The 19,238-nt window shown below is 39.9% G+C and carries 15 protein-coding genes; all 15 read right to left on the reverse strand.

Going from position 1 to position 19,238, the window contains the following annotated elements; genetic code table 11:
- Nucleotides 1-9: 9 nt before the first annotated feature.
- Nucleotides 10-849, reverse strand: coding sequence for a pseudouridine synthase (locus ZA06_RS04345; RefSeq protein WP_053976163.1), 840 nt, complete (start codon nt 847-849; stop codon nt 10-12).
- Between the two features lie 44 nt (nt 850-893).
- Nucleotides 894-1,808 carry a geranylgeranylglycerol-phosphate geranylgeranyltransferase gene (locus ZA06_RS04350; RefSeq protein ID WP_053976164.1) on the reverse strand — a complete coding sequence of 305 codons (915 nt, stop codon included), beginning with the start codon at nt 1,806-1,808 and terminating at the stop codon, nt 894-896.
- A 12-nt stretch (nt 1,809-1,820) separates the two neighbouring features.
- Nucleotides 1,821-2,750 (reverse strand): mevalonate kinase family protein, encoded by a 930-nt coding sequence (locus ZA06_RS04355; protein ID WP_053976165.1) that lies wholly within the window; start codon nt 2,748-2,750, stop codon nt 1,821-1,823.
- A 37-nt stretch (nt 2,751-2,787) separates the two neighbouring features.
- Nucleotides 2,788-3,870 (reverse strand): diphosphomevalonate/mevalonate 3,5-bisphosphate decarboxylase family protein, encoded by a 1,083-nt coding sequence (locus ZA06_RS04360; protein WP_053976166.1) that lies wholly within the window; start codon nt 3,868-3,870, stop codon nt 2,788-2,790.
- 9 nt (nt 3,871-3,879) lie between these two features.
- The gene (locus tag ZA06_RS04365) at nt 3,880-4,410 is read right to left on the reverse strand and encodes a DUF1697 domain-containing protein (RefSeq protein ID WP_053976167.1); all 531 of its coding nucleotides are present in this window, start codon (nt 4,408-4,410) and stop codon (nt 3,880-3,882) included.
- Nucleotides 4,407-5,636 (reverse strand): BaiN/RdsA family NAD(P)/FAD-dependent oxidoreductase, encoded by a 1,230-nt coding sequence (locus ZA06_RS04370; protein WP_053976168.1) that lies wholly within the window; start codon nt 5,634-5,636, stop codon nt 4,407-4,409. The genes ZA06_RS04365 and ZA06_RS04370 overlap by 4 nt, the downstream gene beginning before the upstream one ends.
- Nucleotides 5,633-6,499, reverse strand: a complete 867-nt coding sequence (locus ZA06_RS04375) for an acyl-CoA thioesterase (RefSeq protein ID WP_053976169.1) — start codon at nt 6,497-6,499, stop codon at nt 5,633-5,635. The genes ZA06_RS04370 and ZA06_RS04375 overlap by 4 nt, the downstream gene beginning before the upstream one ends.
- A 57-nt stretch (nt 6,500-6,556) precedes the next feature.
- A complete protein-coding gene (msrA, locus tag ZA06_RS04380) occupies nt 6,557-7,105 on the reverse strand; it encodes a peptide-methionine (S)-S-oxide reductase MsrA (RefSeq protein ID WP_053976170.1) in 549 nt (182 codons plus the stop codon).
- 64 nt (nt 7,106-7,169) lie between these two features.
- Nucleotides 7,170-8,828, reverse strand: a complete 1,659-nt coding sequence (locus tag ZA06_RS04385) for an alpha-amylase family glycosyl hydrolase (RefSeq protein WP_053976171.1) — start codon at nt 8,826-8,828, stop codon at nt 7,170-7,172.
- Between the two features lie 3 nt (nt 8,829-8,831).
- A complete protein-coding gene (locus ZA06_RS04390) occupies nt 8,832-10,640 on the reverse strand; it encodes an alpha-amylase family protein (protein ID WP_240472200.1) in 1,809 nt (602 codons plus the stop codon).
- A 92-nt stretch (nt 10,641-10,732) separates the two neighbouring features.
- Nucleotides 10,733-12,637, reverse strand: coding sequence for a glycoside hydrolase family 13 protein (locus ZA06_RS04395; protein ID WP_053976173.1), 1,905 nt, complete (start codon nt 12,635-12,637; stop codon nt 10,733-10,735).
- A gap of 5 nt (nt 12,638-12,642) precedes the next feature.
- Nucleotides 12,643-14,757 carry a glycoside hydrolase family 97 protein gene (locus tag ZA06_RS04400; RefSeq protein WP_053976174.1) on the reverse strand — a complete coding sequence of 705 codons (2,115 nt, stop codon included), beginning with the start codon at nt 14,755-14,757 and terminating at the stop codon, nt 12,643-12,645.
- A gap of 48 nt (nt 14,758-14,805) precedes the next feature.
- Complete coding sequence (locus ZA06_RS04405; RefSeq protein WP_053976175.1) at nt 14,806-17,115, reverse strand: glycoside hydrolase family 65 protein; 2,310 nt, start codon at nt 17,113-17,115, stop codon at nt 14,806-14,808.
- The gene (gene pgmB / locus ZA06_RS04410) at nt 17,112-17,768 is read right to left on the reverse strand and encodes a beta-phosphoglucomutase (protein WP_053976176.1); all 657 of its coding nucleotides are present in this window, start codon (nt 17,766-17,768) and stop codon (nt 17,112-17,114) included. The genes ZA06_RS04405 and pgmB overlap by 4 nt, the downstream gene beginning before the upstream one ends.
- Nucleotides 17,761-19,110, reverse strand: a complete 1,350-nt coding sequence (locus tag ZA06_RS04415) for an MFS transporter (RefSeq protein WP_053976177.1) — start codon at nt 19,108-19,110, stop codon at nt 17,761-17,763. The genes pgmB and ZA06_RS04415 overlap by 8 nt, the downstream gene beginning before the upstream one ends.
- Nucleotides 19,111-19,238 lie beyond the last annotated feature (128 nt).

Here is a 19,238-nt window from a genome sequence, read left to right on the forward strand (position 1 = left end):
AATTTTTAACTACATCATTTTCAATAGGTTAACCTCCTGTTCGGAAAGATGTTTCCAATGTCCTCTAGGAAGGTCCTTTTTGGTAAGATGCGCAATGGCCACACAGTCAATTTTAATAATATCGTAGCCCAAATGGTCAAAAATAGTTCGGATGATCGTATTACCTGTGTTCTTGATTTTTAGGCCTATTTGGTTCTTGCTCTGTCCTTCGATATAGCTTACTTCCTCAACGGCTACAAGCTTATCATCAATCTTAAGGCCTTCTTGAATTTTTTTCAAATCTTCGAACTTCAAGTTCTTGTCCAAATCGATTTGAAACAACCTTGACACCCCATTTTTGGAGTTGGTAAATTTCTTTACAACAGACTCATCGTTGGTAAACAACAACAGCCCTGTAGAGTTGCGTCCCAAACGCCCAATAGGCTTCACGCGTGAGGAAGTTGCGTTGGCTACCAAATCCATTACGGTCATTCCTTTGGAGTTACTTGTAGTAGTAGCAAACCCCTTAGGTTTATTTAAAAGTACGTAGGCCTTTTTCTCTGGATTAATGCGAGCGCCATCAAAGCGTACCTCATCCTCCAATTTCACTTTATAGCCCATTTCTGTAACCACTTTGCCATTAACAGTCACCAATCCCATGGCAATGTTCATATCGGCATCGCGTCTAGAACATATCCCTGAATTGGCAATATATTTATTGAGCCTAATCTCATCTGGATTGGAAACAGTGTTTGGTTTGGATTGCTGCTTTATTGGTGCATTGCCCCTTGCATAGCTCTTTTTGTGGCTAGTTCTTCCACCTCTTCCTGAAGGTCCACCCTTTTTATCACTCCCCTGTTTTCTGCTCATGGTTACTAAATTTTACTTTGCAAAGATAGACGATAATTGTTTGCTTAAACAATTAAAGTGATTTTATCCAAAACCAAGGAAATATCAATAAGCGGGATACTCACAACCCCAGCTAATATGATAACCTTCAAAATATTATGCAAAATCAAATATTGCAATTTGGAATGCGAGCGCCATAACAATAATTGAAAGATCATAAGCAGTGCCAAACTAAAATAAAAAAAGTAGCTCATTTTACCTATTTGAAACTTATAGATAAGCAATAATGCAGGCACCAAAGTCAAAATTCCCAAGGCCGTCAACATCAATTTGGAAGCCTTTTCACCATATACAATTGGGATGGTATGATAGTTTTGCGCCAAATCACCTTTAATGTTCTCAAGATCCTTGGTAAGTTCCCTCATGGATATGATCAAAAACAAAAACATGGCATGGACAAAGATGACATGCTCAAAGTTTTTATAATATATAAAAATCACGAAAAAAGGTGTAATGGTAAGTACAGCAGACGTTAAATTCCCAATAAAAGGCAAACGTTTCAACTTATGTGAATACAGCCAAATGGCAAAAATATACACCGAAAAGAACAACACTGCCTTAAACGAAACATAGCTAGCCAAAATCACTGCGATAAAATTGAGGACGAAGTAAAATGACAATTTGGTATTTTGACTCACCAACTTATCCAGCATAGACTTTTGCGGACGGTTAATCAAATCTTTTTCAGAATCGTAAAAGTTATTGATAATGTAGCCACCGGCAATCACCGCTGAAGAAGCCAATACCAGCATCAACAAATTCACATCGAAAATAACCTCCTTGACAGACTTGTCGTGGGCAAGAATGTAGATAGAAGCCAAGTACTGGGCTACAACCATCATCAAGATATTGTAACCTCGAACCACAGAAAACATGCTAAAAAACTTTAGCAGGATATGTTTTTGTTTTCTGGATAGCATTAAGGGCTCTGTTTAAAAGTTATAAACAACCTCCAGCTTATGTCCCTTAAGTGCCTGTTTAGCCTTTTCTAAGTCTTCCGTAAATCCAAGAATGTAGCCTCCACCACCAGAGCCACATAATTTCAGGTAGTAATCGTTGGTTTCAATCCCTTGTTTCCAAAGGTCGTGGAACTGTTTTGGGATCATAGGTTTAAAATGATGCAGAACCACCTTAGACAATTGCTTGGTGTTTTTGAACAAAGATTTAAAATCGCCTTTCAAGAAATCCTCCACACAGGCATCGGTATGCTTAATGAACTGATCTTTGATCATGTTTCTAAACCCTTCCTGCTTCATGTTTTCCATGAAAATCTGCACCATAGGCGCGGTTTCCCCAATAATACCACTATCCAATAAAAACACAGCGCCTTTTCCATCGGTTTTCTGCGACGGAATTCCAGTAGCTTCAATATTGTCTTTGGAATTGATGAGAATAGGTAAACTCAAATAACTGTTTAAAGGATCAAGCCCAGAAGATTTTCCGTGGAAAAAGGATTCCATTTCAGAAAAAATAAGTTTCAGCTTTAAGAGCTTCTCTCGGGTTAAATTTTCAAGAACCGTAATTTTATCTTGGGCATACTTATCGTAGATAGCTGCAACCAAAGCGCCACTACTCCCTACTCCATAGCCCTGAGGAATGGAAGAGTCAAAATACATCCCGGCATCAATATCCTTTTTTAACGTTTCCAAATCAAAAGTTACCAAGCCTGAAGCCAACTGCCCCAAGAACGTTACAAAGTCGCGTAGATTTTGATTGGATTTTTTAGAAGCTTCGGTTGGCACATCGGCCACTTTAAGAGCTCCGTTGTAAAAGTTATAAGGTATTGATAATCCCTTGGAATCCTTGATGATTCCATATTCTCCGAAGAGTAATATTTTAGAGTAAAATAGAGGTCCTTTCATGTATAAGAGCAATTACCTTAAACAAATATACGATTAATTATAATATTTGGTTGGCGCCAAAACCAATTTGGTCGCAAATATATTGCTCATTTTGACAATAGCCAACCAACTCGTCCTTAATAAATTCCAAAATTTGGGTTGCTTCTGCTTTTGGATACAATACATGTACATTCGCACCAGCGTCCAAGGTAAATCCTATGTGAAGGCCTGTCTTTTCCCTGAAAGCCCAAATCTTTTGGATGATTTCAAGCGTATTTGGTTTCATTAAAATGAAGTATGGCATGCTCGTCATCATCATGGCGTGAAGGGTAAGCGCCTCACTTTCTATGAGGGCAATGAATTGCTTTAAATCGCCAGTTTCTAGAATCGGCTTTAATTTTGCTAGATTCTCATGTGCTTGTTCAAAACGCTGTGCCGCAAAAGGATGACCATGCATCAAATTGTGTCCAACCGTACTGCTCACCTGTTTTTCACCTCGATCCACCAACAATATTGTATCTTGATAGTCCTTAAAATTATCGTGAACTGCATATGGATACTTTACACCAAACAAATCAGTACTACCTTCAACCGTTTCGTTTTCTCCCCAAACAATCAAATCGCCTTCTATACTTCTGCAGGCACTTCCAGATCCCAAACGTGCCAAAAAAGAGGCTTTGGCTTTAAAGTCAACCTCTGAAATTCCAGGATTCAATTCCCTCTCGATACTCATAAGGCACAATGCCAAGGCACTCATGCCGCTTGCAGAAGAAGCAATCCCAGAACTATGAGGAAATGTATTGGACGTCTCTATTTTGAATTGAAAATGCTTTAAAAATGGCAAATAGCTTTCTACTCTCTGAAAAAATGTAGCAATTTTCGGTTTAAAATCCTCCTTTTGCTTGCCATCCAAAAACACTTCAAACTCAAAATCATCATGATTATCTTTGGCTGTATATGTAAGGGTGGTAATGGTTTTACAATTGTTCAACGTAAAACTGATGGATGGATTCTCTGGAATTTGATTTTTCTTTTTCCCCCAATATTTCACCAATGCAATGTTACTTGGCGACTCCCAAGTCACCTTCCCATTTGCTACTTGATTACTGTATGGCTTTGGGATAAAATCGTTTGCTGTCATTTGCTCATTTTATGCCGACAAAGATAACAACTTTAGCATAGTTTTATAGTTTCTTGCTGTGGCAGTAACCTTTAATTTCCGTTCAAAGAAATTATTACTGTATTTGGCTCTTCCATAACCTGTAGCACAATAAAAATAGATGCAATCTCCTATTATGACAAATTCTTCATTGGGATAAGATACTTGCGAAGCTTCCGCTACCAATGTTTCATCCGGGGTTTCAAATAACAAGGTGAAATAGCTGTTTTGTTTTTTCTCTTCGGAAAAAGGGCAAGCATCAAAAACCTGTTGCAATTTCTCCGGTGACACCATCAAAACAGGGACCTCAAAACCAAACTCCGATTGAATGGCAGATTGAATTTTCTCCTGCAAATTCAAAAGATTGGCTTCTGAAGACTTAAAAACCACATTCCCGCTTTGAATATACGTTTGCACCTCTTCCAAACCGGAAACCGTTAGAAGTTCCCTCAATTGGGCCATGGGAACTTTTTTCTGTCCGCTCACGTTAATCCCTCTTAATAATGCAATGTAAGTGTTCATGATGATATCGCTTTAGATGCTAAATAAGCCCCTGTCCAAGCATTCTGAAAATTGAAACCTCCTGTAACCGCATCAATATTCAACACTTCCCCTGCAAAAAAGAGTCCCGGAAACAACTTGCTTTCAAAGGTCTTAAAATTGACTTCTTTCAAATCTACACCTCCTGCCGTTACAAACTCATCTTTAAACGTGCTTTTGCCATCTACTTCAAAAACGGCTTTGGTAAGTTGTGAAGCCAATGCTTCCAATTGTTCCTTATTCAAATCGGCCCAACGGGTATCAGGATTGATATTGGCTGCCAATACCAACTGTTGCCACAAACGTTTGGGCAATTCATATTGCGCCAATTTATAGACTGTTTTTTTTGCCAAAGATTGCTTCAAATCCTTCAACATTGCCAAGCAATCTTCAAAAGATTGTTTTATAAAATTGACTTCTATTTGAAATTGATAGTTCTTTTCTGCCAACTCAAGGGCCCCAAAAGCCGAGAGTTTTAAAATTGAAGGCGCGCTCATGCCCCAATGGGTAATTAATAAGGGGCCCTCACTCCTTAAATCGGAATCCAAAACGTTTACTTCCACATCCAAAGCGACCACTCCAGGGATGTCTGCAATGCGTTTATCTTTTATATTGAAAGTAAACAAAGAGGGTACCGGAGCAACCACAGTATGTCCTAAGCGCTCCAAAAGTTTCCAAAACTTCACGCTGCTTCCTGTGGCTATCAAAAGTTTATCGCAAACGAAGTCCATGTCCTTAGTTTGCACTTTAAAACCTTCCGTTTCACAATCAACACTCTTTTCAACATCCAAACTGGTTACGTTTTGACTGTAAAGTACTTCAATCCCGTATTTTTCGGCTTCGGATAAAAAACAATTGATTATGGTTTGTGAAGAATCGGAAACCGGAAACATCCTTCCGTCCTCTTCAATTTTAAGTTCCACACCTCGTTTTTCAAACCATTCAATGGTATCGCCTGTCATAAATTGATGAAACGGCCCCAAAAGCTCCTTTTCACCTCTAGGATAATTCAACACCAATTCCTGCGGAATGAACTCTGCATGGGTGAGGTTGCACCTCCCTCCACCAGATACTTTCACCTTTTGAAGACCTTCCTTATTCTTTTCCAGAATACAGATTTGTAGTGAAGGATTTTGCTCTGCAATATTGATGGCCGCAAAAAAACCAGCTGCACCACCTCCCACTATAATGACGTCGAAATGCCTCATTTTTTTAAAGGACGCATTAAACCTTCTTGGGCTACAGAAGCCACCAATTTCCCATCTCTGGTAAAAATATTTCCTTTGGCAAACCCTCTGGCATTGGACGCATTCGGCGACTCAATGGCATAAAGCAACCAATCGTCAAAATCAAAATCCCTAAAATACCACATGGAATGATCCAAACTAGCCGTTTGTGTATTCCCCCAATGAGCTTTACTGGCATGCCTGTTCATAGCGGCAGCCAAAATATTATAATCGGAAATATAGGTTAGAATCTGTTGTTTTTGGGACAGATCCAAGTTGGAACTGTCTCCCTTCAGCTTAAACCAAACATTGGTGGAAGGCGGCAAATCTTTTTTATTGAATGGGTCTACAACCTCAACAGGTTTAAATTCTATAGGCCGCTCAATTTGCAAAAAGCCTTTAGTCCTTGGCGGAATCGCTTCGCCAAACTGCTCCAACATATCACTCCAACTCAACAATTCCTCTGGCTGTTTAATATTCTTCGGAATTTCAATTTGATGATCGTAACCTTCCTCCCTTTTATGAAAAGAAGCCGATAAAATAAAAATAACCGTTCCGTTCTGGCTAGCTGTAACACGTCTTACCGAGAAACTTCCACCGTCCCTCATACTACCAACATCATAAGTTATGGGCAATTCCAAATTACCAGCTTCCAAAAAATAGGCGTGCATAGAATGCAATACTCGCTGATTGGTAATTGTGCGGTACGCAGCATTTATGGCCTGGGCCAACACCTGACCTCCAAACACATTGGGACTCCCAACAGTTTTACTAAGACCTTGAAATTGGTTTTCAGAATTCGAATCTAAATGGAGTAATTGTAATAAGTCGTTTACTGAAGTCATACGATTGGCTTTAAAGACACTTGGCAAAGGTCTTAAAAAATACGCAAAACCCTACAATTAAGTCTTAGACTTCAATTTAGACTGAAACATTTGTCTTAATTTGGACAATTTTGGAGCAATCACAAAACTGCAATACCCCTGATCGGGATTATTACGATAATAATTCTGATGGTAGTCCTCTGCTTTATGGAATGTTTGCAACTCAGTAATTTCAGTTACGATCGGAGATTCAAAATACTGCGCCATATCTCGCAGCACCTCTTCAGCCTTTTGTTTTTGATGATCGTCATGATAAAAAATCACCGAACGATACTGCGTCCCAACATCAGCGCCTTGTTGGTTCAAAGTTGTTGGGTTGTGAGTGGTCATGAAGACTTCCAAAAGTTCCTTAAATGAAATTTTAGAAGGATTGAATGTTACTTGCACCACTTCGGCATGCCCCGTCAAACCAGAGCAGACCTCCCGATAGGTTGGAGTTCCTGGAACGGTTCCACCCATATACCCTGAAACAACGGCCTCAACGCCATCAAGCTCCTGAAACACAGCTTCGGTACACCAAAAACATCCGCCACCCAAAGTGGCTATTTCATATTGATTATTATTCATTCTATAATTTCACATACTCCCCCACCTTTTACCTAGGCCATTTTACATTAAAGAGGTAAATTAATTAGTTTTTTTCCAATAATACAGTATCAAAATTGGAATCTACAGTTACTTTTCCAGATACAACCGTAACCTCTTGATTCGAATAAAAATCATATAAGGTTTCACCCTCTGCAAAGATATTTGACACATTCAATTCCTTTGGTCCTTTATTCAAATAAATGCCAACAACCACCTTATCTTTAAACCCATCTTTAGAATAGGTTCTGGCAAACACATAAGGTTCTTTGGATAACATTTGGTGTGTTCCGGCTCCTACTGCAGGATGATTTCTTCTGAATTGTCCCAATTTTTGCCAATGGGCTAAAATAGTTGCTGTCTTAGGGTTACTTTGTAAATCTCCCCAATTCATAAAAGACCTTAAAGTAGCATCTCCCTGGGTTCCTTCAATCACTAATGGTCTCGCCAATTCATCCCCATAATACACTTGGGAAGCTCCTGGGCACAACAGCAACCTATTGGCTGTCTCAAAAGGTTTTTCTCTCTTTGGATCGAACGGCTGAGCGTCGTCATGGGAACTCATATAATTGAGCACACTATAGCCTTTCAAAACAGAATTCAAGCTATCTGAGTACTTTTTGAACATACTCTCATAGTTCATTTGCTTGGCATTCCATTTCGCTTCAAAATTGATTAGACTATTAAAGGCCTGATCAAAGTAGTTGACTTTTTGATCTCCAAAATCGAAGTATTTTCCACCACTAATCCCGTAATTATACACCTCTCCAATTAAGTAAAACTCATTATCATCCAATACTTTTTCTGGATGGCTCATTCTCCATTGAGCAAAGGCATAATCGCATTCTTTTTTAAATTCTTGCCAAACATAAGGCTCGGTGTGCTTTACAGTATCCACCCTATAGCCATCTATCCCGAATTCGGTGATGTAATCGGTGAGCCATTTCATGATATAAAAACGAGGTGCTCTTGGATGACCTGTTCTTTCAAAAAAGGCTTCCAACTCTGCCACTTCTTCTTCATAACGCCCTTCGGCCTTCCATTTTTCTACAAGTTGCGGAGGCAACTCAACATCGTCATTACTTTCAGTTCTAATATCCGGAAGATTAGCCACCAAAGTGCATTCAACAGTAGTTCCATAATCTTTATAGGAACATTGCGGATTGGTCCGCACCCAAGTATCTGGCCAAACAGGATCCATATTTGTCACTGGCCCCGTATGGTTAATGACAGCATCCAACAAAATACGAATACCATGTTCGTGAGCCACCTTTACCAATTCATGCAAATCTTCCTTGGTTCCAAAATTAGGATCCAAAGCCGACCAATCTTTGGTCCAATAACCATGAAAAGCATAGGTAGTTCCTGTGCCTTCATTATTACTTCCATGTATCTGCTCCACTATCGGAGTCATCCAAATGGCATTAATGCCCAAATCTGTAAAATAGCCTTCTTCTATTTTTTGGATGACACCTCTCAAATCACCTCCTTCGAAACCACGAAGAAAACCGGTAACATTGTTACGACCAAAATTGACATCGTTTGAAGGGTCACCATTATTGAAACGATCGGTCAATAGGAAATAGACATTGGCCGCTTCCCATACAAATGGAGCTTCGGGCTTTACAGTTAAAGTCTCAACTTTTTTCTCTTGACAATTCATCATTAAAATTGATAGACCTAAGATACATAGAAAGTGTTTCATAAACTACTGTAATTTAAGAATAAAAGACTGCAATGGTTTCAATGGAATTCTTGTCGTGGCACTGGAATCCGAGACATGCAATGTCGTTTCAAAATCATTATAAAGTTGATCTTTCAAATTGTAATCACCCGCTTGTAATTGCCATTTTTGCCTAACAGACTCTGGTAATTTCAAATCGAATTCCGTACCGAAATAAGGATCGAAATTAGAGACAATTATCAATTTTTCATTAGCATTCCAACGCGCAAAAGAAAATTGTTTCAAGCCATAGTGCTCGGTATGATGGGTATTGTATGTATGCAATTCTTCATACGCTCCCATTAAAGCGTCACTTGAAATTGTAAAATTCAGCAAACGCTTGTAAAAATCACGCAATTCCAGCTCTTCAGGTGTCGACTTGCCTCCATCAAATTGTTTGTCGTTTACCCAACGCCTCAGGGTAGGGACACTTCCATAATCAAAAATGGAAGTTCGGGAAGGATCCCCAAAACCTAAATCTTCAGCTCCCGGTTCTCCAAATTCCTGACCAAAATAAATCAAGGTTGGAGACGTACTGATGGTTGCGGATAGCACCATCGCCGGCTTTGCCTTTTGGGCATCTCCTGCAAATTCAGGGCTCGCAATACGCTGCTCGTCGTGGTTTTCCAAAAAGTGCAACATATGGTGTTCTATGTCGGACAAGTAGTCTTGAATTGGCGGAATATTATCGGTTTTGCCATGACCCTGCATGATATGCTTCAAAGTATCATACAACTGAACCTTGTCGTACAGATAGTCCATTTTCCCTTTATGGATATAGGCTCTATATAAATCTGGATTGTAAACCTCTGCCAATAAAAAGGCATCTGGATTTTTCATTTTTATGGCTGAATTCATATAGCTCCAGAATTCCACTGGAACCATTTCCGCCATATCATATCTAAAACCATCCACTCCCTTTTCCAACCAATACAAGGCAATATCCTTGAATTTCACCCAAGAATCCGGTAGTGTTTTATCTTTCCAAAATTGATAGTGCGCTTGGTAATCCTTATTTTCAAACCCTTCTGGCAACTCAGGAAAATCCTTATGTCCATCTGGACTTACCCCATAATTTATTTTTACAGTTTCGTACCAATCGTGAAAATTGGGCTGCGCCAAACGCGATCCATTTCCAGTCCACTTGGCCGGGTTTTCATCAAACTTACCATCTGACAAAGGATTCGGCTGCCCACCCAAAGGTTGGTAATTATTTTCGGGAACCGGCACTTTAAAAGCTTCTCCCGGGATGTAATAAAAATTGTTATTGACGCTATATGCTTTTGAGGTATCATCCTTAGCTCCGAAGCTTTCCACACCCTCAGGATTTGTGATGCTTTGATAGTTTCTTGCCACGTGATTAGGCACAATATCGATGATGAGTTTTAATCCATTTTTATGGGTACGCTCAATCAAGGCTTCAAATTCTTCCAAACGTTTGGAAACGTCTTCTGCCAAATCAGGATTCACATTATAATAATCCTTCACCGCATAAGGAGAGCCTGCCCGTCCTTTCACCACATCGGGATCGTCGTTGGATATTCCATAAGCGGTATAATCTGTGATGACATCATGGTGAGGCACGCCGGTATACCAAATATAGGTCACCCCTAAACCCTTAATTTCCTGAAGGGCTTTATCTGAAAAGTCATTAAATTTTCCAACACCATTTTCTTCAATGGTTCCCCAGGGCTTGTTGGTAGCGTTGGTATTCCCAAAGAGCCGTGTAAACACTTGATAAACGACTTCTTTTTTAGGGGCATCAACTGAAATTGGTTGTGTTTCATTTGTCATAGGAGTCTCTTTTTTTTCCTTGCATCCCAAAACGAGAAGAAGCGCTACTGCAAAATAACATAAACGACTGAAAATCATAACCACAAAGTATTTTAAAATGTATTTAATGTTGATAAAAGCAGCATTCCCTTTGCAGGTAATGTTACATTTCTTCCCCAAACTATTTTTTCTTTGGAAAGAATGTTTGTCATAGATTTCCCTTCAAGTCCTAGTTCTGCAAAACGGTCCAAGCCAATAGTTTGCACCGTGTCGTTTTTATTAATGATTAAAACCACCGTTTCATCCCCCAAGATTCTAGACAGTAAGTACACCCCATTTTCGGGAGCAAAATGCATAGTACTTCCCTCGTGAATGGCTTTACTTTGCTTGCGATAATTCATTAGGGATTTTACAAACTGCTGCATGTCTTTCTTCTCAGCAGACAAACTATTTCCTGTAAAGGCATTCACTGCATCAGTATCCCAACCCCCAGGAAAATCTGTTCTAATCAGTCCATGATCATGAGGTTTGGCTGTGTTCTGCATGAGTATTTCCGTACCGTAGTACATCTGCAGCGTGCGAGGCATCAAAGCCATATAACTTAGCGCCATTTTTGTATGGGGAATGTTTTCCTTTAACTGGGTAAACACACGATCCATATCATGATTATCTGGAAACACCATTATGGATTCTGGATTTGTGTAGACGAAATCGTTAGCCAATCCTTCATACATTTTCACCAAACCTGTTCCCCAAGTTTCTTCTTCATTCAAAGCTTTCACAATGGCTTCCTGCATAGGAAAATCCATCGTAGATTTTAAATGTGATTCGTAGCCTTGCTTATTAGGTGTTCCAGTTTGCCAATATCTTACCAAGAGAGGATTGACGCTCCATTCTTCCCCAACAATATTTAAATTAGGGTATTCGGTCATGATGGCTCCGGCCCATTTCCCCATAAATTCCTTATCGGGATACGGGTAGGTATCCTGTCTGATACCTCCCAACTGAAGGGTTTCTACCCACCAGATATTGTTTTGGATAATATAATTAGCCATGAAAGGGTTGCGCTGGTTCAAATCTGGCATTGCAGGTACAAACCAACCTTCGCTCATTTCCTTTTTATCAATTTTGGAGGCGTACAAATCCTGATTGGTCGTACGTCTGTGATTGGAGTTCTTCACCTTTCCAGTAGCCTCATAAGCTTCTTGTTGGTTTACCCAATCCTTAAAAGGTAAGTCCTTCATCCACCAATGGTAACTTCCGCAATGGTTTGCTACCATGTCCATGATGAGTTTCATCCCCTTTTGAGATACTTGTTGTGAAAGTGTTTTGTAATCCTCCAAAGTCCCAAACCTTGGGTCTACCTCATAAAAATCGGTAATGGCATAACCGTGATATGAAGATTCAGGCATATCGTTGGTCAACAAGGGCGTTGGCCAAATGGCGGTAAAGCCCACGCTTTCAATATAATCCAAATGCTGAATAATCCCTTCAATATCCCCTCCATGTCGACCATAATCATTTTTACGATCTATGATTTTTTCATTCATATTGGCACGTACATCATTAGATGTGTCGCCATTGGCAAAGCGATCAGGCGTAATCAAGTAAATGGCATCACTGCTGTTGAAACCTTCAAATTGCTCCGAAGACTTGTCACGTTGTTTCAGTTCATAAGTGATGCGTTCCTTTTCCTTTCTGCCATTTTTAAAGACGATATCAAAACTCCCTGCTTTCACAGAAGGCGCTATGTTCAAATCGATAAACAAATAATTGGGGCTATCGGCTTTATGGACTTTAACAATGGAAATTCCCGAAGCTTCTACACTCGGTGTAAGCTCACCAACATCTGGTCCCTTCACCAATAATTGCACGGATGGGTTTTTAAAACCTACCCACCAATTGGGTGGTTCCACCCTTTCAATTTGAGCATTTGTAAAAAGACTCAGCCCAAGAAAAGCACCACAAATAACTGTATGCTTTAGCCTTCCAAAAAATATCCCCAACACTTGTTTCATGATTCTTATTTAATCTCTGTTATACTAATGGCAAAACCTCCTCCTGGAGCAGAATACTGCGACAATTTAGATTTACTGGTCACTTTTTTAGTCTTTATTGTGTAAGCTTGTGGGTTGGCTTTGTAATGAGCATCTTTAGCATCGGCATAAATAGTGGCCAAATATTTTTTTCCATCTTCTAGAAAATCCAATTTGATGTCGGCTGTTCTGCCGTCCACACCGTTTACATTTCCAACAAACCAACTGCTATCCCCTTTTTCTTTTCTTGCAATGGTGATGTACTCTCCAGGCTCGGCCTCCAGATACACACTTTTCTCCCAATCTATGGCCACGTCCTTTATAAATTGAAAAGCATCCATAAACTGCTTGTAATGTTCTGGTAAATCGGCAGCCATTTGCAACGGACTGTACATGGTAACGTACAAGGCCAATTGGTTAGCAATAGTACTGTTGACATGTGATTGGTTGGCAGGATTAAGCTTACTGATGTCCATTTCGAAAATACCTGGGGTATAATCCATCGGTCCACCAATTAAACGTGTGAATGGCAAAATGGTCACGTGGTTAGGTTTTGAACCTCCAAAAGCTTGGTATTCGGTTCCTCTTGCCGATTCGTTCCCAATTAAATTAGGCCATGTTCTACACACTCCTGTAGGCCTCACAGCCTCATGAGCATTGATCATGATTTTGTGTTCTGCCGCCTGCTCCAAAGCATATTGATAATGGTTAACGATCCACTGGTTATAGTGGTTTTCACCTCTTGGCAAAATATCTCCCACATAGCCACTTTTAACGGCAGTATAGCCATGGTCATTCATAAATTGATATGCCTGTTCCATATGGCGCTCGTAGTTACGAACCGATCCTGAAGTTTCATGATGCATAATCATTTCAACACCTTTGGATTTGGCATATTGATGAATGCCTTCCACATCAAAATCTGGATATGGGGTTACAAAATCGAAGACATAATCCTTGGACTTTCCAAACCAATCTTCCCAACCTTCGTTCCAACCTTCCACCAAAACGGCATCAAAACCATGTTCGGCAGCAAAATCAATATAATCTTTAACATGCTTCGTGTTGGCGGCATGAGTTCCATTAGGCGTTGCTTTGGAAAAATCGGTTACGCCCAACTGTACTGCAGGGTAATCATTAGTGTAGGACCAAGAACTTTTACCTGTAATCATTTCCCACCAAACACCAATGTATTTCACGGGCTTAATCCATGAAGTATCCTCTATTTCACAAGGGTCGTTCAAATTCAAGGTAATTCTTGACGCCAAAATATCCCTAGCATCATCGCTTACCATCACCGTACGCCAAGGCGTATTACAAGGGGCCTGCATATAGCCCTTGTCCCCATTGGCATCAGGAGTTAGCCAAGATTCAAACACCAAGTTTTTATCATCCAAGTTCAAGTGCATACAGGAATAATTGATCAAGGCAGCCTCGTGAATATTGATATACAAACCGTCATCGGTTTTCATCATCAAAGCTGTTTGAACACCTGTTTTAGAAAATTGTTCCTGCGAAGCATTCCCTGTTACAGCTGCATCAAACTTTCCTCTAATTTCAGACAATCTCGATTTGGTATAATCGTATTCCTGGGTATCATAATCTCCAGGAATCCAAAGCGCGGTATGGTCTCCCGCCATTGCGAATTGGGTGCGTTCTTCCTTGATGACGAAATACACCAAATTTGGCTGCGACGGAAATTCATACCGAAAGCCCAAGCCCTCATCAAACAAACGAAAACGGATGCGCATGGTGCGATCCGTTTCGGTTTGTTTTAGGGTTACAGCCAATTCATTATAATGGTTTCTGATAGTTTGTTCTTCACCCCAAACAGGTGTCCAATTTTCATCAAAAGTTGCTGTTTCGGTATTTACAATTTCAAAGCCATTCAACAAGGAGGTTTTATCATCCTTGAGTTCCAAGCCCAAACTACTTGGTTTTACAACAGCCTTGTTTTTGTAGGACAATTGATAGGTTGGCGTGCCGTTCTGTTTCAACGAAAATTCCATTTCCAAGGCCCCATTTGGCGATTGGACCACCTGGGCCCAAATGCCCTGAAAGGCCAAAAACAACACTAAAAATAATATACTAACTCTCTTCATCTTTTTTCCTTTAATACCGATTCTTTACTTTTTATTCCAAACTTTGGCTTATCCCAAAGTTACTGTAGTTCCTTTTGTTACTGTAATTGCTTGATCATTCACCAAAATGTCCAAAGCTTCACCTGTTTCCAATTCAAAACTTGTTTGCTTTTGGGATACATTCACTTTCAAAATATGATGTCTGAAGTTGACTTTGAAAGAATAACTGGTCCATTCCTTAGGAATTTTTGGTTCGAAGAACAACTTGTCTTCCTTCACGCGCATCCCTCCGAAACCTTCTACAATACTCATCCAAGTCCCTGCCATGGACGTAATGTGAAGTCCTTCGTGAACTTCTTTATTATAATCGTCCAAATCCAGACGCGAGGTTCTCAAGTAAAAGGTATAAGCCATTTCCATTTGATCCAATTTTGCAGCCTGAATACTATGCACACATGGCGACAAGGAACTTTCGTGAACCGTAAAAGGCTCGTAGAAATTAAAATGACGTTCTAATTCTTCTGTAGAAAAATGGTCTTCAAAAAAGTAGAACCCTTGTAAGGTGTCCGCCTGTTTGATATAAGGTGAACGCAAGATGCGGTCCCAAGACCATTTTTGGTTGATTGGACGCTCGGATTTATCCAAATCGGCAACCGTTATCAATTCCTTATCCAAAAAGCCATCCTGTTGCAAATACACTTGGTGCTCTTCGGAATATGGGAAATACATATTGCCAGACACATCTTTCCAAGCTTTTAGTTCCTCAGCTCCCAATTGGACTTTGTCCATGATTCTGGAGTAATCTTCGGCATACTCGCTTTTTACCTTTTCAATGTTTTCCAAAGCATAATTGATACACCATTGGGCAATGTAATTGGTGTAGAAATTATTGTTGACATTGTTTTCGTATTCATTCGGACCTGTTACGCCCAAGATGACATATTTATTTTTTGCTGTTGAAAAGGTCGCACGTTGATGCCAAAAACGGGCAATTCCAATCAACACTTCCAATCCTTTTTCTGGAATGTAACTGTAATCGCCAGTATACCTGTAGTAGTTAAAAATGGCAAAGGCAATGGCCCCGTTACGGTGAATTTCCTCAAAAGTGATTTCCCACTCATTATGACATTCCTCTCCATTCATGGTTACCATAGGATATAAAGCCGCTCCATTTGAAAAGCCCAATTTTTCAGCATTTTCAATGGCTTTATCCAAATGATGGTAGCGGTATTCCAACAAGCTTCTCGCTACATTTTGATCTTTGGTAGCCATATAGAACGGGATACAATAAGCTTCGGTATCCCAATAGGTACTACCTCCATATTTTTCACCGGTAAATCCTTTAGGTCCAATATTCAATCGTGCATCCTTTCCTAAATAAGTATGGTTCAATTGCAAAATATTGAAACGGATTCCCTGCTGTGCTTTTACATCGCCTTCTATGGTGATGTCGGCCATGGCCCAAATATTGGCCCAAGCCTCTTTTTGTTTTGCCAACAAACCTTCAAAACCTAAATTATAGGCCTCTTGCAAAGCACTTTTGGCTGCGGCAACTAAATGGGTTTTATCGTGATTTCTATCTACCACATAACCTCCCATTTTGTTGATAGTAAAGGTGTCATTGGCCTTTACATCTGAAGCGTATTCAAAACTGATTCTGGTATCGTTTTGAGAAATGTTTGGGGTTAAAGCAAGTGCTTTACCATTTACCAAACATTGCGATTCCATAAACGTACAGGTATGGAATTGCGTTTTCATGGTGTGAGCCTCTATGAAGGCTTGTACGCCATTGTGGGTAATGTTGGTAATGTTCCAAAATTTGTCATCCCAGTTGGAATCTTCATTGGTGATTCCTGCATCCAAATAAGGTTCAAAAACTATAGTAACATCCTTATTGAGTGGTGTCACCGAATAATTGATGGCGCCCACTTCATCTAAATCAAGACTTAAAAACCTTTTGGAGGTCACCTGTACTTCCACTCCATTTGGAAGTGTTGCCGTAAAGGATCTAGACAACCAACCTTCTTTCATGTTCAGTTCCCTAACAAAATCCTTCACTTCTGTACAAAGGTGCAAATCCAAAGCCTCACCATCCACATACACATTAATCCCTATCCAATTGGGAGCATTCAATACTTTGGCAAAATACTCTGGATAGCCATTTTTCCACCAGCCCACACGGGTTTTATCAGGATAATAAACCCCAGCGATATAGCTTCCCTGGAATGTTGGACCGGAGTACTGCTCTTCAAAGTTGGCACGTTGGCCCATGGCTCCATTTCCAATACTAAATAAACTCTCTGAGGATTTAACGCGATCTGGCTCAAACCCTTCCTCAATAATGGACCAATTGTCTGGTTTTATATAATCTTGATTCATTTTTCAATTAGTTCTTTAATAAAATCTGTTGAGATTTCTGTAAAATCATTAAATACATAATCGGCATCTCCCAATACCGTTTTATCTCCTATGCCTATGGCAATCATTTGGGCTGCCTTGGCCGCCTCGATTCCTGCCGACGCATCTTCAAACACGATGCAGTGTTTAGGTTCTATTCCCAGAGCTTCCGCCCCTTTCAAAAACACTTCTGGATTTGGTTTTCCTTTTACCACATGGTTACCATCCACAATTTGATCGAACTTTGAAAGCAAATCGACCTTTTCCAAAATAACCGTAGCATTTTTACTGGCCGAGCCCAAGGCAATTCCCTGTTTGTTCTCTATAAGGTAATTGAGAACTTTAGGAACGTCCGGTAGAATTTCTGAAGCATTCATCTGCTCGATGTAGTTCAGGTAATCGGTATTTTTGGAATCCATAAGTTCCTTGAATTCTGCTTCGGAAACCGTTTTGTTGCCCCAAGCCAATATCTTTTCCAACGATTTTACACGACTCACACCCTTCAATTGTTCGTTTTGTGTTTCGGTAAAATCCACGCCAATACTATTGGCCAACTTTTTCCAAGCCAAAAAATGGTATTTTGCAGTGTCTACAATTACACCATCTAGGTCGAAAATAAATCCTTTCTTATTCATTTGCTGTTTCTATTATTTCATCCACATCCTTTACTCTTCTCACTAAAAGTGCCGCAATTAAAAAGCTCACTCCACTAGTTACCAAAGCCAACATGGCATTTTCGTTGTAAAAATATTTTACGATAGGTCCGCCTATAAAGGCATTAATAATTTGGGGGATTACGATAAAGAAGTTGAAAATCCCCATATAAACTCCCATTTTTCTAGCAGGGATAGACCCCGCCAAAATGGCGTAAGGCATTGCCAAGATACTGGCCCAAGCAACTCCTACGGCCACCATAGATAATATCAACCAATATTCATTTGGAGAGAAATACATGGATATTAAACCAATTCCTCCAATAATTAAAGAGATTACGTGAGTTCGCTTCCTACCAATTCTTGCCGCTATAACGGGTAAAAAGAAGGCAAAAATTGCAGAAACCAAATTGTACACTCCAAATAGCACCCCTACCCAGTCACCTGCATCTTGATACGCTGCACTATGCGTATCGCTAACCGGTAATCCGTAAATATGATGTGCTAAAGCTGGGGTAGAAAACACCCACATTCCAAAAAGACCGAACCAAGAGAAGAATTGCACCCAAGCCAATTGCCTCATGGTTTGAGGCATTTTAGCAAAATCTGTAAAAATATCCATCAAACTGGATTTTTCATTTTCAGGGATTTCTGCTTCATCTGACATTAGGGCTAATTCCTCAGGAGAGTATTCTTTGGTTCTAAACACCGTAATAAGGACACTTCCAACCAAAATTGCTGCCCCTATTCCAAAGGACAGTAATAAGTGAAGTGGCACACCACCATCATTTCTGGAATTGGAAACCCCAAAAAAGTTAGTAAGCGCATAAGGCAACCATGAACCAACCACAGCTCCTATACCTATTAAAACTGTTTGAATACTGAACCCTAAGGTTCTTTGATCTGTTCGAAGATTGTCTGCAACCAGAGCGCGAAACGGCTCCATGGCTACATTAAAAGAAGCATCCATGATCATCAACATTCCAGCACCTACCCAAATGGCAGGCATAAATGCGGTGAACATATCTGCATTAGGCATTAAAACCAACCCCAGTGCAGCCAACAAAGCCCCCACTAAAAAATAAGGTCGCCTTCGACCTAATCTAGTCCAGGTTTTGTCACTATAGTGCCCAATTATGGGTTGAACAATTAATCCGGTAAGAGGTGCTACAATCCAAAACCATGACAATTCGTGAACGTCTGCTCCGAAAATTTGTAAAATTCTACTGGCATTGGCATTTTGAAGGGCAAACCCCATTTGAATTCCGAGAAACCCAAAACTCATGTTCCAGATTTCCCAAAAGCCTAATACACGCTTTTTCATTTAAATAGTACATTTTAATTGATACTATTTTGATAAGCGTTAACTTATCAAAACTTATAGGTGAGAAGTGAAAATATAAGTTTTGATCGGGTGTAAAGATAATAAAAAGATCGTTACCTAGGTGTTAA

The organism is Mangrovimonas xylaniphaga (genome assembly GCF_001280435.1).
Classification (GTDB): domain Bacteria; phylum Bacteroidota; class Bacteroidia; order Flavobacteriales; family Flavobacteriaceae; genus Mangrovimonas_A; species Mangrovimonas_A xylaniphaga.